Origin of the sequence: Acinetobacter piscicola (genome assembly GCF_015218165.1) — a bacterium.
Taxonomy (GTDB): domain Bacteria; phylum Pseudomonadota; class Gammaproteobacteria; order Pseudomonadales; family Moraxellaceae; genus Acinetobacter; species Acinetobacter piscicola_A.
The window spans coordinates 3,677,566-3,694,001 of the sequence record NZ_CP048659.1 but is presented as its reverse complement, the minus strand read 5'-3'; the positions used below and the strand labels follow the sequence as shown (position 1 = coordinate 3,694,001).

The 16,436-nt window shown below is 33.9% G+C and carries 6 protein-coding genes; 3 read left to right on the top strand and 3 right to left on the bottom strand.

Annotation, left to right across the window (positions count from 1 at the left end):
* From G0028_RS18255 to G0028_RS18245, 3 genes are all read left to right on the top strand, one after another.
* Nucleotides 1–3,459 carry a hypothetical protein gene (locus tag G0028_RS18255; RefSeq protein ID WP_180046584.1) on the top strand — a complete coding sequence of 1,153 codons (3,459 nt, stop codon included), beginning with the start codon at nt 1–3 and terminating at the stop codon, nt 3,457–3,459.
* Nucleotides 3,449–4,318 (top strand): phosphoadenosine phosphosulfate reductase family protein, encoded by an 870-nt coding sequence (locus tag G0028_RS18250; RefSeq protein WP_180046586.1) that lies wholly within the window; start codon nt 3,449–3,451, stop codon nt 4,316–4,318. The genes G0028_RS18255 and G0028_RS18250 overlap by 11 nt, the downstream gene beginning before the upstream one ends.
* 219 nt (nt 4,319–4,537) lie before the next feature.
* Nucleotides 4,538–5,682, top strand: a protein-coding gene (locus G0028_RS18245) for an IS3-like element ISAba14 family transposase (protein ID WP_099046175.1) whose coding sequence is annotated in 2 segments (ribosomal slippage) — nt 4,538–4,802 and nt 4,802–5,682 — 1,146 coding nt in all. Because the reading frame shifts where the segments join, the coding sequence is not laid out codon by codon here.
* Between the two features lie 188 nt (nt 5,683–5,870).
* Here the strand turns inward: G0028_RS18245 and G0028_RS18240 are convergent.
* The 3 genes from G0028_RS18240 to G0028_RS18230 are packed head-to-tail and all read right to left on the bottom strand — an operon-like array spanning nt 5,871 to nt 16,428.
* On the bottom strand, nt 5,871–10,328 hold the full coding sequence (locus tag G0028_RS18240; RefSeq protein ID WP_180045506.1) for a hypothetical protein: 4,458 nt from the start codon (nt 10,326–10,328) through the stop codon (nt 5,871–5,873).
* A gap of 2 nt (nt 10,329–10,330) precedes the next feature.
* Nucleotides 10,331–11,203: a hypothetical protein gene (locus G0028_RS18235; RefSeq protein ID WP_180045507.1), complete on the bottom strand. Its 873-nt coding sequence runs from the start codon at nt 11,201–11,203 to the stop codon at nt 10,331–10,333.
* Nucleotides 11,200–16,428, bottom strand: a complete 5,229-nt coding sequence (locus G0028_RS18230) for an ATP-binding protein (RefSeq protein WP_180045508.1) — start codon at nt 16,426–16,428, stop codon at nt 11,200–11,202. The genes G0028_RS18235 and G0028_RS18230 overlap by 4 nt, the downstream gene beginning before the upstream one ends.
* Between the last annotated feature and the right edge of the window lie 8 nt (nt 16,429–16,436).

Sequence of the window (16,436 nt, the reverse complement as noted above, 5' to 3'; positions counted from 1 at the left end):
ATGTCAGCGACTAATTTGAATAAATACTACCAAATTAATGTGAATCATCTACTTTCTACGCGTTTAGATACAGATATTTCAAAAGAATTTTTTGATAAGATTATTTTCCATGGTACAGCATACAATGCTTTGGCGACTATTGCGGATTCAAAATCTTCTACATTTACGATTACAGGTAGTTACGGTACAGGCAAATCAACCTTAGCTGCAATTTTGACAGGTTTTGTACATTCAGATAATAAAATTCGTGATGCTGTCAATAAAATGATTGATGATCCTGTATTATCAGCAAAACTAGAAACAGTATTTAAAACTGAAAATATTGCAAAAAAACCATGGATTACGATCAAAGCTGTAGCAGGTATTATCTCACCAACTGAATTATTTTATCGGTCAGTAGTAGATGCTGTACAGGTTGCAGGGTTATCAAAATATTTTAAAAAATCTGAATTATTAGAACAGTATCCTGAAACTGAAGCACAACTTTTAGATTGGATTATTCAAGTATTTACACAGTTACAAGATAAAATTTCTGGAACATTATTCATCTTAGATGAAATGGGGAAACTGTTAGAAACTTTAGCAAGAGGCTCTGGTAATTTACATTTTTTTCAGGATCTTTCTGAAAAAATTAATCGTTTATCTCAACCTGAATGCCCATTTATTTTTATGGGTATTTTGCATCAATCATTTGCTGATTATGCCAAAGGTTTAAGTCATCAAATTGCTTTAGAGTGGGCAAAAATTCAAGGTAGATATGTTGATATTTCTTATCGGATATCATTAGATGAATCAATTGCTTTAGTTTCAAAAACTCTAAAAAAGTCAGAGACTAAAATTCCTCAATCAGTAGATGAATATAATCATCACTTAATTGATCAGATTCAATCATTTATTGGTTCTCGTCTCTTAGAAAACAGCCCGAAAGTAAAACAATATTTTTATAATGCATTACCATTGCACCCACTTACGACTGTTTTACTTGGTGCTGTATCAAAAAGTAGTTTTAGCCAAAATGAACGGAGTATTTTTAGCTTTTTGCTTTCTGCTGAGCCGTATAGTTTAAGAAAGTTTTTAGATGCTAATACTGTATTAGAGCAGAAGTATTCTATTGTAGATTTATGGGACTATCTAAGTCATAATTTACAACATCAAATTTTAAGTTCTAAAGAAGGGCATGCTTGGAGTCTTGTTGAGCAAGCTTTGACTTTGGTCAGTCAAAAAACAAGTCAAGAAAAATTTTCGATTGCTAAAAATTTATTATATTCAAATTTAATTAAAACAATCGCAATGTTGAATATTTTTGGTAAATCCCTTGGTGTATATCCAACACATGATTTACTTAATTTTAGTTTTTATGTCTCTGAAGAAGAAACTAAACTCATTACAGAATGTTTAGATCAGTTAATGGAATGGAAGATTCTAAGTTATTGGAATAGTACACAATCCTATGAGGTTGTGACGACATCAGATTTAAATGTGCAGCAATTAATTCAAGATAAGTTAGAAACCTTAAATCCAAAACAAAATTATTTGCAATATACAGGTTATAAGGCAAATGTTGTTTTAGCGAAACGCCATTATCAAGAAAGAGGAATAATGCGTTGGATGGGGCAATACCTTATTTATAATGTGAATGAACTCAAGCAATTTTCAGAATTAGAACGTCAAAGTAATCAGTCATATAGAGACTTTGTATTAATTGCTGAAAGCTCACTAACTGATATGCAATTGATGAAGTTGTCTAAAACTCATCCAAACTTAGTGATCGCGAGTTTAAATAACTATAATGAGATTGAAAATTGGGCGAAAGAACTTTTCGTATTACAGCAAATTGTAAAAGAACAGCCTAAATTATTGATTGATCAGGTTGCGAAGAAAGAATATCAGCATCGTTGTGATTATATTTATCAACAATTAACCTTTTTGTTTAGTCATGCTTTTGAGTCTGCTACATGGTTTTACCAAGGTGAAAAACAAGCCCAAAAGCAACTTTCAGTGATTGCTTCTGAACTTGCTGATCAAATTTTTGATCAATGTCCACAGATGTTTAATGAACTTGTGGTAAGAAATGAAATTTCAAGTTCCGCAGCTTCTGGGCGAAGAAAGCTTTTAGAAAAAATGCTTCAGAGTCCAGAAATGGAAAACCTTGGTATTGAGAAATTTCCTGCCGAGAAAGCGATTTATTTATCTTGTTTGAAGCGTTTAGGTCTGCATCAATTCAATAGTGAAACACAAGAATGGGCTTTTGTAATTCCAACAGAACAAGAGGCGAAAGATTCAAAGTCAAATATTTTTTTGGAAAATGGTTTTCAGGTGATTAAAGATCATAAAGGTTTAATCACACTTGCCGATTTCTATGAGAAAGCACGATGGACGATTACACCTTTTGGTTTGCCACAAGGTATTTTACCTATATTTGCACTTGCTTTATTGCAAGCTAGGAAAGAAACGCTCGCATTTTATGATCAAGATATAACGAATGAGTTTCGTTTTATTAGTGATATAGATGAGGAATTTATCAATAAGTTGATTAAGCGTCCTCACGAAATTGCAGTAAAATATGTAAGAGGTCAGGTTGAGAAACAACAGTTTGTTGATCTCTTAGCTAATAGTATTGAAGCAAATTATGGTAGACCTATAGAAGCTACAGCATTACAAGTTGCCCGTTTCATTGTTTCTACATTGATGAAAAAGTCAAAATGGATTAAACATTCACGAAATACAGACTTTTTTACTGAAAAAACACAAAAGTTACGCGCTGTAATTTTAACAGCAGATGATCCTTTTAAACTGTTATTTGAAGATCTATATGACTTATTAGATGCTGAAAATGTACAAAATCATTCTATTCAATCGGATATGAGCAGCTTATTTTTAGAGTTGGATCAAGCAAAATCACGTTTATTACAGCAGTTTGAAACTAATTTAATTCATGAATTAGGAAGTTTAACGCCTGAACTACTTGCTCAAGCAGAGATTATTAGTCAGTCTGCTGCGGACTGGCAATTGCAAAAATTTGCCTTTCATTTAACGAAAAGTAATGATCCTTCTAAGCAATGGCTTAGTAATATTATTACCTTATTATCACAAATGCCTGAACGAGACTGGACAGATGATAGTCTTAAAAAAGCATCTCAAAATATTCCAAATTATGTGCAGCGCTTTAAGCAACTCTGCTTTTTCGTTAAAAATGGTCATCCTCAATTAAGCCAAGTAGATGAGCAAAAACATTTAGCCATTATTGTGAATACACCCCAAGGTTTTGAAGAATATAATCGTGATGTACGGATTACTCCTGAAACAGAGGAAAAAGTTTCATCTACAATAAGTTCATTTAAAAAATATCTAGATAGCAGTGATTTAAATAAAGATACTAAAGCGATTCTATTATATGAATTATTAAAGGAGTATCTAGATTTAGCACATGCTAATCAAGGAGAAAAACATGTCTCATAGAAAAGTAAAACATGTCCTTGGTCTTTCGGGGGGCAAAGATAGTGCAGCTCTCGCTGTCTACATGCGAGATCATTATCCTGAACTAGATATTGAATACTTTTTTACAGATACAGGTAAAGAATTGCCTGAGGTTATGGAATATCTTAATCAGTTAGAATCTTATTTGGGTAAGCCAATTTTACGTTTGGGTTCTGATAAAGATTTTGATTATTGGTTAAAAGAATATAATCACTTTCTACCTTCAGGACATCAGCGTTGGTGCACTGTACAGATGAAATTGGTTCCATTTGAGCAGTGGGTTAAACCATTTTTAGATAATGGTTATGAAATTATTAGTTATGTTGGTATTCGTGCAGATGAGCCTTGGCGTGAAGGTTATGTTCCAACGCAAAAATATTTAACAACCAAAATGCCATTTGCTGAGGATGGTTTGGTCAAGCAAGATATTATTGCCCTGTTGGAAAGCACAGGTTTAGGGCTGCCTAAATATTATGAATGGCGTTCACGTAGTGGGTGTACATTTTGCTTCTATCAACGGAAAATTGAATGGGTGCGTTTAAAAGAGCGACATCCTGAGAAGTTTGAAGAAGCAAAAGCATATGAAAAGCAGTTTGCAGATGATAAATCTACTAATGGTGAAACCTATTATTGGATGGGAAAAGACACGCCATTAAGTACACTTGAAGATCCTGAGCGTATTGCACAAATTAAAGCAGACCATGAAAAAAAGATGGAAAAGTTTAAGAAAAAGCGTCGTCGTAATATGTTACATGATGATCAGTTAATTGAAATGGTTGATCTAGATGCAATTTATGATGATATTGAAGGTGGTGGTGCTTGTGTAACCTGTTATAAGTAGAATACTGCAATAAGGTTCAGCAGATGTTTAGGTTTAGAGAAGTGAAGGCTGAATGTTAATGCTCCCGATCCAAAAGATGGATTCATTTTGCATTTAGAGACAAGATTTATATTCAATCTATGTTGTAAGTTTTGAGCATCTAGAGAGATGGATCCGGAAATTTGAACAACTCCTATAAGTGATACTCTGCTCCTCAAATGATGTTATAAACATCAATATATGGAGTATTTTATGGCACGTAGACCAAGAAGAAATCATTCAAACGACTTTAAGGCTAAGGTAGCACTTGCTGCGATCAAAGCAGAAAAAACACTTGCTGAATTGAGTTCTGAGTTTGATGTTCATCAAAACCAAATTATTGACTGGAAAAATCAATTGATCTCAGCTTCCTCACAAGCTTTCGATCAATCAAAAGCTCCATCAGAACCTCCCATTGATCTTAAAAAGTTACATGCAAAAATCGGTGAGCAGGCATTAGAAATTGATTTTTTAGAAGGTGTGTTGAAGAAACTGGGCCGCTTCAACCACAAAAGTTAATCGATCACTCACTTCAGATTTCAGTATCTAAACAAGCTAAGTTACTGAAAGTCTCTCGTGGTTGTTATTATTATCGCCCAAAACCTGTTAGCTCATCAGATCTGAAGCTGATGCGATGTATTGATGAATTACATATGCAATATCCTTTTGCAGGCAGTCGTATGATGCGTGATTTGTTGAATCGTCAAGGGCATCATATAGGACGACGTCATACACGTACTTTAATGAAGAAAATGGGTATTCAGGCGTTATATTGCAAACCAAATTTAAGCCAGGCTAATCAAGCTCACCGTAAATATCCATATCTGCTCAAAGGATTGGCTATTCAGCGCAGTAATCAAGTGTGGTCTACTGATATAACGTATATCCCTATGGCAAAAGGCTTTGTTTATTTATGTGCTGTGATTGATTGGCATAGCCGCAAGGTACTTGCGCATAGGGTATCGATTAGTATGGAGGTGGATTTTTGTATTTCGGCTTTAAATGAAGCGATTGAAAAATATGGATCACCTGAAATATTGAATACAGACCAAGGCAGTCAGTTCACCAGTGATGCATTTATTGATGTATTGAAATCAAATGGCATTCAAATCAGTATGGATGGTAAAGGTCGATGGGTAGATAATGTGATGGTTGAACGATTATGGCGGAGCGTTAAATATGAAGAGGTGTATCTCAAAGCTTATAGCAGTGTCACAGATGCGAAAAAGCAATTGAGTGCATATTTTGAGTTTTATAATCTGAAACGACCTCATTCGAGTCTAGACAAAATGACACCAAATGAGTTTTACTATGATCAGCTACCCCAACAAAACAAGGTGGCTTAACTAGAGCGGAATATCACTTATAAATACGCTTTTAGTTGTTCAAACAAGTGGAACCACCTCTTAGTGAAGCCTGCTAAACGGGCTCCACTAGATGCTATACCTTATAGGATGAGTTTATAAGGCATGTTCAGCAGCAGCTTACGAATAATAATTTAACCTTATGCCTGGATAGGCATTGGCAGGATTTTTCAATTCAACATTGAAAGTAGTTTCTGCTTTAACTCAGGGCTTAATGTATTAATACGCTCTGCTAAATCCTCTAATGAGATTAAATCTAAAGCAGAAGAAATTTGTTTTTGCAGTGCAAAAATCTTTTGCTCTTGTTCGTCTAATAAAGGTAAAAGTATTTGAGGAACACTATTCAGCTTCGTGCGTAATTGTATTAGTTCTACTTTGCTTGGCGATGTTGATATCAACTCACGCTCAAGAGTTGTAAACCAATGTTGAAAATGCTGCATATGACATTGATTAAACTGTTGAAGGATTTCTTGGTTTAATGCTTGTAAAATACTGATTTGATCTTCGTCGAAAATTTCTGGTGCAGCTTCAATTTTTTGAATAATTGTTCGTAGAATAGAAATATCCTGTTGAGTGAAAGAAAGTTCATTTTGTGTTTGGGTTAACCAATGTTCTGAGATTGATCTTGCTCTTTGTATATATTCATCACGAATAGGTTCAAATACTTCTTCAACAAAATCCCATTCAGCATCAATTTGTTGTTCACTTAAAAAAGCAGAAATTGCCTCATGATCTTTGGTAATCGTCTGATTTAAAAAAGCATATAATTTTTGACTAGATAAACCTTGTGTCATCCAAGACTGAATACGATCAAAGGCGAATTGCAGCTGTTTCTGAATTTTTAATATTTCATCATATTCATCAGTTGAAACAAAGAACTTTAAAAGTTCTTCAGCATCTAATAAGCGAATTTTTAAATCATTGAGCTGATTAAAACCACCATATAAATTTGTAAATTGTTGGCTCGCATCAGTAATACTTTGTCTTAAAATATTTTGCACTGCGCGAATACCATTTTGTTTTTCCACAAGTGTTTGTGTTGAGTCAAAAATTGAAGGTTTATTGTCAATATCAATTAAAAGACGATCACCTTCCTTAATTAGAATTTCTAGATCTTTCTTCTTCATTGTTTGATTCGGTGAGGTATAAATATAACTTTCGATATCTTGAAGAAGATATTTGAAGCGTTCCTTTTCCTCAACTCTTTGAATTAACTGTGCTGTTTTATCCTGTACTTTATTTGCTTCCTGTTGCATTTGTAAATTACTAAATGCGCGTTGATAGTGTTCTGATTTTTCACGGAAGTTAATAATTTCATGATGAGAGGTGAGAATGATATTATCAAAAAAGCGGTTAAATTTTGTGGATAAACTATTTTTACCTTGTGAGATATACTCATGTAAAGATGTTGATTTTGTTGGTAATTCAATATGAATTTTTTTAAGATCGATGTCTTTCGTAATTTTAAGTAAAGCTGAAGTTGCTTGTAAAAGTTTGCTATAGTCACGAATATCCGAACTTTCAAGACCTTTAAGCATTTGTGTAAAAATAGCATCAAATTTATCTTGTTGCTTTTTATATTCTTCATAGGTTGTTTTGAACTTATCGAACAATAAATTATATTGCACTTCTAAATCCAACGGAATTGGGTCTACTTTCTTTTTATTTTCAATGGATTGAAAAATATCGATCATTTTTTTTGGGTGTGATTCTTGGCTCCACTGCTTGAATAGAAGAATCCATTCATCACGTGTACTCATTTCCATTTTCTGTAATTGAGTACGTGCCAAAATATCTAAATTGAGTAAAGTCCCTGTTTTTTTATTGAGAACTAAGTTTAGCCATTCAGCGATATTCTTTGGTTTACCTTGATGTAGGATTCGATATTGTGGTGTTTCTTGCGCAAGATAAATACCTAGAATAAGTGCAAATGAACAATCATTTAAACCATAACTAGGCATTACAAGTTTTTGATACAGTGTTTTTAAATCTAAGTCAGGCTTAATCGTAAATGTAGTTTCTATAAAGTCATATAAACTTTTAACATGTTGCTGTTGGGGCAATGAGAATTTCCCAGTGATGGTATCTATTGATTGCCAATTTTTTTTAAACAGCGTGTCAAAACGGTTATGTAAAGATGTCTTTTGTCCTTGTAACCATGCAACAGAGAATTGGCGATTCACCATAATACTAAAAAGTGCGGCAATATCTGAAGGTGCTGTCGCATTATTTAAACGGAAGCCATCAAAAACAAAAGGAATGGTATTTTTATAGTTATGTTCAAATAATGCTGTTGTTACATTTTTGAGCAAGCCTAAAGGTAAATTAGGATAGTGAGGGGAGAAAAACTCCTTTTGTTTCATTAGTTTTGATGAAGTATTTTTTAATACAGTAAGTACATCATCTTTTTCTTCTTGTATAAAGCGCATGAATTGCTGTTGATCAGCAGTAGACATGATTTCAAAAGATTTAAGGCGTGCTAAAGCAGTACTGAGTTCGTCATTTTGATCATTGATATAACAAAATAGGAAAGGTAATTTGGTTAATTGATGTTTTGCTAAAACAGTTTCTAGCATGCTTTGGATTTTAGTTTGATACTGCTCTAAATTTTGCTGACTATTGACATAGATATAGATAATACGACCTTTAGCATCTTTATAGGTCATATTGTTTTGCCAATCTTGGATCAGAATTTCTAAATTTTCAGATGAAATTTGCTCAGCAACATAGCTTTTGGGTTGGAATACCCAATCAGGCGTTGAAATATTGTGTTTTTGTGCAAAGTCACACTCAACTGGACCTAAACCAATCTCATAAGACTTGCTAATAAATAGTTCACCAATATCCTGTGATGTAAATTGAGCAGCTGTTTTTTTCATCCATGCCGTGAAACTCGCTCGACTTGCTCCATCAGTTAAGAGTTCATATCGCCCTAAGTCTGAATTCCACTCAGTTGCACCTAACTCAGACAAGCCTTTGATTTGCTCTTGAATTTGAATAGCATCAAAATTTGTCAATTCTTGGAGAATTTCGTTGGCTTGAGATTGGTTGAGTTGACGTAATTTTAGGGTTTCTAAAATTGCAATCGCGGTTAAGGTTTTTGGATTATTGGCTTGAAAACCACTGTGAAATTTTTGCAAGAGCATTTGCAATGTTTCAATGACATTTGCACCTGTATCACGTTCAGCTGCAAGCATTTCATCGAGCAAATAATCATGTACAAGTTCAGCAGCCGAAACTTGGAAAAGTTGAGACTGGTTAAAGACATCTAATTGTGCAGATTTTTGTAGTAAATCTCGGATAAACGTCAATGCAGATCGTGATTGTACAGTATGGTCTTGGCGTGTGAGTAACCATGTTGCAAGCGGGTGGAGTGGCCAACAGCCTTTAGCAATTACTTGATTAAATAGGTTTTTATCATGCCAAACAGGATATAGTTTTGTTTTAGGTAAATACTGTGCAAGACGTAACCAAGATTGATGAAAGTTGTCTTCACTTGGATATTGTTGAAATAAGCGCGTTAATTCTTGTGTATCTTTTTGGATAAGATTGGCAAAAATCGTTTCTAAATTTGAAGAAAGATGGACTTTATTCGCCGTATCAAAGCGTGTGATATAGCGTTGTAATTGTCTAGAATCTTTGGCGTTAAAGCGTTTGAGATATGTTTTTAAATCGTACTGAATAAAACCAACAAATCTAACTTTATCTACATTATCTTGAATACCTTGGAAAATTTGTTGTAGTGATGAATCACCCGCAAGATCAGGTCGATCTGCGGCATATTCAAGATATCGACCAAACTCATCAAAAAGCAAAATAATATTTTCGAAAGGTTTATCTATACCACAATAACTATCACATAAGGTTTGTAATAGGTCTTGTGCAGATTCTTGACCTTCTACAGGAATAGCACTGCCCGTTACATCTAAGAAAATTTGATCGACCGCGGTGTAAACTTCTTCATCATTTTCTGCAAGTGCTTGCAAAATTTGTGCTTGATCAAATTGAACTAAGTTTTGTTGAAATTCTACAGCATAAATCTGATAACTACGCTCAACAAAGCGTTGTGCTTTATGAAAGCGTGGAGAGAGATCACGTACAGCTTGGGCATCAACAGCATGAATTTCGAGTTGTTTGAGTACAACTTTATTGAGTTGATTACCAAGATGAAAATTCCCCATGCCATCTAAGGATATGATTAAACTTGGTTTTTTGAGATATTCAAAACATTTTTTTGCACGTTGTCCAAGTGATGCATCTACACGTTCGATATGCGTTAAAATAGTTTGAGCTAAGGGTGTATTCGGTTTTGATAATAGCGTAGCTAAGGTAACTGCTAGATGTGATTTACCTGCACCATATCCTGCTGTTGCTAACCAATAAGGATTATCTTCTCGACCTTGCTGTGCGCGTGACAGGCTTTCGAGCAATTCAACAACAAGTGAAGCGGTGTCTTTCAGTGAATGTTGATCTTGCTCATTGACTGCCCCATGGTAATGCGGACCATGAAAAATAAATGATTCTGCTGCAATATTGGCTTGATCTATACGGTTTTGAAACCAACCAAGTTGTACTGCACCCTCAAAAAAACTTTGTTGATTAAACTGTACTAGTTCTTGTAATTTCATGATTATACAAGCTCACTAAAAAATTCTGCTACAACACGATTAGTAGGAAATAACTTGAGAATAAGCGCATTTCCTGTTAAGCGATCGACTTGAATAAACCCTTTTTCTGCCATCCAATCTAATAAACGATTAAAGTGTTTATTGGACCAATTCATTAATAGGTTCCAACGCGTTTGTGTTAAAAAATCATCAAAACTAATTTGTGTTTGTGATGAAAAGAGCCGATCCCATTCAAGGAATAGAAATGCGCTGTAAGCAGGGAAAAATTTATATTCTAAAGGGGCTATTAAGCGTTTGATTTCAAGTTGTGTTTGAGTTTGTTCAATCTGAAATACAGGAATTTTATAAAAAGGGGTATCTACATTTTTTTGATCATAACTTGTCAGAATGAGGCGCAGGAGCTTGGTTAAATACTTTTGATCACCACGTTTTTCTTTTACATATTGTTCAAGTTGATCAAGATTAAATGTATCTGAAATTTGATATTTACTGGAAATACAGACATCAAACCAAGCGGCATTTAAACCTTCTTGTGGCTGTTGTAGGTCAACACGATTCATCATTAAATGCATCATGAATAAACTTACATCTTCATTTAACATGCTATCTTCTTGCAAAATAGTTTCAGCTAAAGGTGTTAGTTCTAAGGTCCAAATACCTTGTGTTTTTGCAGCAAGAAGCAAACCACTACTAAAACCATAGGCGATCGTGGGTTCGACTTTTCCAGAACTAGCACCTGTAGGAATGCCTGTTAACTCTGAAATTTCATGTGTTGTGCCATGTAAAATATGACATTCATGAGTTTTAATGAGTAATTTAGCAAGTAGAAGTGGTTCTAACTTGAATGTTTGAGGAAAATTGTAAGTGAGGTTCATAGGTTAAAACCTCGTTGTTCAAGTGCCGTGATGTTGGTAAGAATAATTTTTTCGGTTAATTGACCATGCTGATCTTCGACATAACCTAAATAATAACATTGTCCTTTTTTGAGTTGATTTAATCGATCACGCCAATCATGAACACTATAGTCGGAGCTTACTTGGCTTAAAAGTTTAGCGAAACTATCAACTTCAGTTGTTGCAGGTTTAAAGAATAGTTTAGTTGACGCTTGGAAAAGACGATCTTTTTGCTCTTTATCAAAGTTACTAATGGTTTGCGTGGCTAGAATTAAGCTAATACCAAACTTACGTCCCTCACGTAGCATTTTATCAATCGGGGAACCTGATGCATGATCTAAGTTCTGCATTTCATCAAGTACAATAGTCATAGGTTTATCTTTACTGCCATGCTTTTGTACATAGGCCCAAATATCCCATAGAATAAATTCAGTGATGATTCGTTGTAAATCGAGTGGAATATTGGTCAATTGAATGACTTGTACAGGAAACTCATTTCGTAGTTTATCTTCATATAAATTATCTGTTGCATTTGTATCAAAACAATTCACTTTTACTAAAGTACGAATCTTATTAGCGACACTCTCACCACGAACACTATCTGCTTCTAAATCTTCCAAGAAATGAGTGAGTTGATATTGAGGATTATTTTCTAATCCTTGTTCTAGGACTTTATCTATAATAGCCTGCTGTTGACTGCCTAGATCTTTGTAAACAGAACTCAGAATATTTTTGACCCGAATCGCAACATTAAATGATTTTTCTTGTATCTCAATGCCTGGCGCAATTTGATTACTATAAATTTTAAATGGATTGATTGGTAATGGGTGTTTAATTACATAATAGTCTTTAGGGTTACAAATTTTTCGATACACTTCTTCTGTATGATACGTTAAGAATCCATCAGTATAATCTACAATAAAGGATGATAAGCCTACCTGCGCAAGCTCTGATAAAATGCATTGAATAGCATATGTTTTTCCTGAACCTGAAGAACCGAAAATCAGCATATGACGGTTATTCAATTGTTTATGATGGAAAGGCCAATGGATAGGTGTTAACATTTTACCAGTAGTACCAAAACAAATATTTTGTTTGACACTTTGCGATGGTACAGGTTGATCAATGTCCTCAACTACAGTATTTGGGGAGGTTGATGATAATTCCGTTGAAGACCTAGAATCTTCTATTGTTTGAAAATCAGTTAATTCCAAATCAGAGCTTGATGTTTGATCTTGTGACTGTTCTTGATTGAATGTTGAAATATCTTCATGTTTTACAACATCTATGTTTTCAGTTGTTGTAGGTTGTTGAGTATCAACTATCGCGTGAATATCTTCGATATTCGTTAACTCCAAATCCATACCTTTAAGTAAAGCCTGTTCAAAGCTCAAAGCAGAATATTGATGAACAAGATATTTCTTTTCATTACCATGCAGTGAATCATGGGTAAAGAAAAATTCTTTCGTGTCAGATAAATTCTGTTTTGTTTCAGTATTACAAATCACAATTTCAGATGACCAGTGAATTTGGTAGTTACCCTCAGAAAGTTTTTCGAGCGCAATATTCAAGTCATCTAAACGGACTTGAGCTAGATCAAGTTGAGTACGCAATACAAGCGCACGATATAATTGTCCCCACCAATAGCGACAATCATAACTGTTACTTTGTGTTTCATGAATTGGTGTAAATAATTGTTTTAAATGTAATAATCCTGCTTCTATTTGTGCTTCAGCTTTAGTTAATAATGCTTCTACTTCAGCACCGACTTTTGCTTCAATAATTTTTGCATGAATAATTGGTTGATTATTTTCACCAATTTGCAATGCAATTTTAAGTAAATCAGGGCGGTATTCTTGATCGATAAACCAATGTGGGAAGGCATCTAAAGGAATCCATTGTTCAAAAATGGCTGAATCCGTGCAGGATGTTGTTTGCATACAGAGTGCATAGCCATATAAATTACGAATAATTTCTGATTCACCTAAAATAGCTTTGATAGAGGCAACACCAGACAGACCTTCATTGAGTGTAGTAATTTTTTCTACAAGAGGTTTTAAATTACTTTCACGTAAAAATGGCATATTAGCAGAGAGATGACGACGGATTTGTGACGTTAATAAGTCATGGGCTTTTTTGTCAGCAGAAACGGTCACATTGAGTTCGCCATACGCACCATAACCTGAACTAAAGCTGATGACTTTATGGGTATGTTCAGTTTGATGTAATTTTAATAAGTGATGATCAAAATATTGATCAATATTCACCACCCATTGCGCCATTTGATGTAATTTTTCGATCAATTGTTTTGAGTTTTCATCATATTGTGTTTCTGAAATCACAAAAAATTGTTCAGAGTCTTTACGGTCTGTGACTTCTAAGCGAGCAGTTAAATCACTATGCTTGGATTGAACTTGAATTCGTCGATTACTGAGAAGAAGTTGACGACGATCAGCGGTTTGTATGTAGGTTGGTTTTGGATAATAAATAACAGGGTAGACATTTAAACGGTTTGCTGAAGCATCAAACTTATAGATTGGTGCTGCTTCTGTTTTGCCAATAGCTTGTGCTTGTAGAAAATCAAAATTAAAGGCAAGGTCGTAACTTGTCCATGGATATAATTGTTTGTCAGCATCAATTAATAGTCGTTGCTGAATCGTGGTACGTTGCGATATAAAATGCTGGATACGTAAATCTAACTTTTTATCAAGTTTACTGAACTGATCAAGTAAATGACTATGCCAAATTTGCAAGCTATTCACAGCATTTAATTGAGATAGACCCACAGTATAAATAGTTAAGTGCACCGTATAATAAGGTGTAGAATTTTTATCTTTTAATATTTCTTGCTTTAAATATTGCTGTAAACCTGAAAGTAATACTGATAGTTTAGAAACATTAATTGCTAAAATACGTAAACCATTACTCACATGATGATTTGCTAAAGCATAATCAGTTAAAACATTATAAATAATATCTTGTTCAGGTACTTTTTTGATAATTTCTTTGACGTCATCATCTTCGTCAATATCATTATCTTGTAAGAGTGCTTGAATAGACAAATCTAATTCACCTGATGGCTCACTCCCAATAAAATGTAACCATGAAAATGATTTAACTTGTGTGCTAATGCCTTGTTTTTGTTTTAAGGCTAAGAGTGGAGATTGAATTTCGGCAAGGTTACAAATGCGGTCATAAGTGAATGTTGTAGGTAAATTTTCTGATTCTTGATGATTCAGCTCAATTGCTTCATTAATGAATCGAGTTTGTGCTTGAATGAGTTCAAATACACTTGGATGAAATGCTGATAGTAAAACTTGATTAATATTGTGTAAATCTAAGCGTTCAGATTTTTCAATAAAACAGAATGCATAATAGACACGTTCAATTATTTCTTTCGCTTCAAATGTTGCGATAGTTTTGAGCTTTTCACACAATTGCGTGTAGGCTGTAATGAGTAAGTGCGATTGAGTTTGTGCAAAGTAACGCCCATGATCTAAATAGTTTTGAATAAATTGAATATAGTTGGCTTTTAACAGCAGACAAAGCTCATGTATGTCAGGATAATTTTCTAAAGAAAAGTCATGAAATACATCATGCATCTTCATTTCATTTAAACCTAAGCTTAATAAACGACATGCTTCTTGCTCATCGGTTGCATAATAAATCGCTTTAAAAACTTGCTCAGGTAAACTAAATATAGGCAAAGTATATGGAGTGTTAGATTGAAGATGACGATGTAAAATATTGGCTAAACTGACATGAATACGTTCAACTTGATATTCTGAAAATGCCCATTTGAAGGCATATTCTTCCTCTTTTTCTCCTGAAATCTTGACTTTAAATAAGACAACAGGGTTTGTGGTTTTAAAAGAATATTCAACAGTATCTTGATCATCAGATGTTAATAAGGGCGAGCAAACGAGTTCAACTTCATGGAAACCTAAATCTAGGTGATTGATTTGCTCTGCAATGCCTCCTAATGCACTATGTAAGAGCATACGGGCAAGGGCTTCATGAGCAAGATTCTGTGTTGAATTATTGTGATCAGATAAATCATGTTGGAAGTGTTTAACTGCAATATTAATCTGTGTTACTTCTGAAAAATCATTATTTTTTTGATATTGCTGTAAAGCAAAGTGTAGACCTTTTTGAACTGCCTCAAGGCTATGTCCACGGTATAGTGGAATACTTTGTTTAGGTTCAGAAGTTTTCTCTTCTTTTAATCCTAATGCTTTTACAAGGGGTAATAGATCAAGATGTTTGAGGTAATCTTTTGCTTCAGGGTGTGCACTAAAGATAAAAGCTTCAACATTCGCCAAATATGCTTCTACTTCTGTTAAAGATACTCCTTCTATGTCTTGAATTTCAAAATGATCTGCACTTAAGCTTTTGTGGATTTTTTGGAAATCATTTTTTTTACGGGCTTTTGCTTTATAACGAGCATGGCTGATAAATTCATAAGCACTTTTTAAATATTGCAAACCTTTTTTGCTTTGAAAAGCTTTTAGATCATTTTCGATATTTAAGTAAGGAATACCAATTTTAGGCAGTACTTTGAAAAAATATGAAAAAATATCATTGAATTCAGTTGGATCCTTAACATCAGCAAAACATTGCATGAGCAATTGGCTACGTTGATTGAGTGTTAAAGGAATTAGTTGATTGATACTTTCAAAAGTTGCATTGAACTGTTGAAGTTGCGATTCAGAAACATAAATATCTACACTTTCAAAAGCTGTTGTTAACCAAGTTTGATATTTTTTATCTAAAGATAACCAGATTTTTTCATCGTCACAAATAAAGAAATCCGATAAACCACCTTTGTCTGTCGTATGATCAAGCCCGACTAAAAGGATGAGCAATTGATTAACTTGTTCATCATTTAAAGTACGATTACGATACCACGTAAGTTTATCTTCATAATCTAACCAAGCATTTTTTTCTAAATCAGAAAATGCTTGTTGATCTAAAGAATTTAAGTCTTGATTTTCCCAATATTGAATAAGTCCATGAGCGACCTTGAAATAGTTTTTAAATTGATCACTCAAGGGAAGTACTTGACTTAAGTGGGTAAAAATAGTGAAAACCTGATGAGGCATTAAACTTTGTGTTACGATTCTTAATTCATTGGTTTGCAATAAATTTTCTTGAATCGTATTAACTAAAAAATTTTGATAGCTTTCTAAAAAAAAGTCGTTATTCATCTTTGTTC

What these genes read in the sequence shown, in the direction of transcription:
- G0028_RS18235 (WP_180045507.1), bottom strand. Translation starts at nt 11,203, where the DNA reads ATGAACCTCACTTACAATTTTCCTCAAACATTCAAGTTAGAACCACTT.
- G0028_RS18255 (WP_180046584.1), top strand. Translation starts at nt 1, where the DNA reads ATGTCAGCGACTAATTTGAATAAATACTACCAAATTAATGTGAATCAT.
- G0028_RS18240 (WP_180045506.1), bottom strand. Translation starts at nt 10,328, where the DNA reads ATGAAATTACAAGAACTAGTACAGTTTAATCAACAAAGTTTTTTTGAG.
- G0028_RS18250 (WP_180046586.1), top strand. Translation starts at nt 3,449, where the DNA reads ATGTCTCATAGAAAAGTAAAACATGTCCTTGGTCTTTCGGGGGGCAAA.
- G0028_RS18230 (WP_180045508.1), bottom strand. Translation starts at nt 16,428, where the DNA reads ATGAATAACGACTTTTTTTTAGAAAGCTATCAAAATTTTTTAGTTAAT.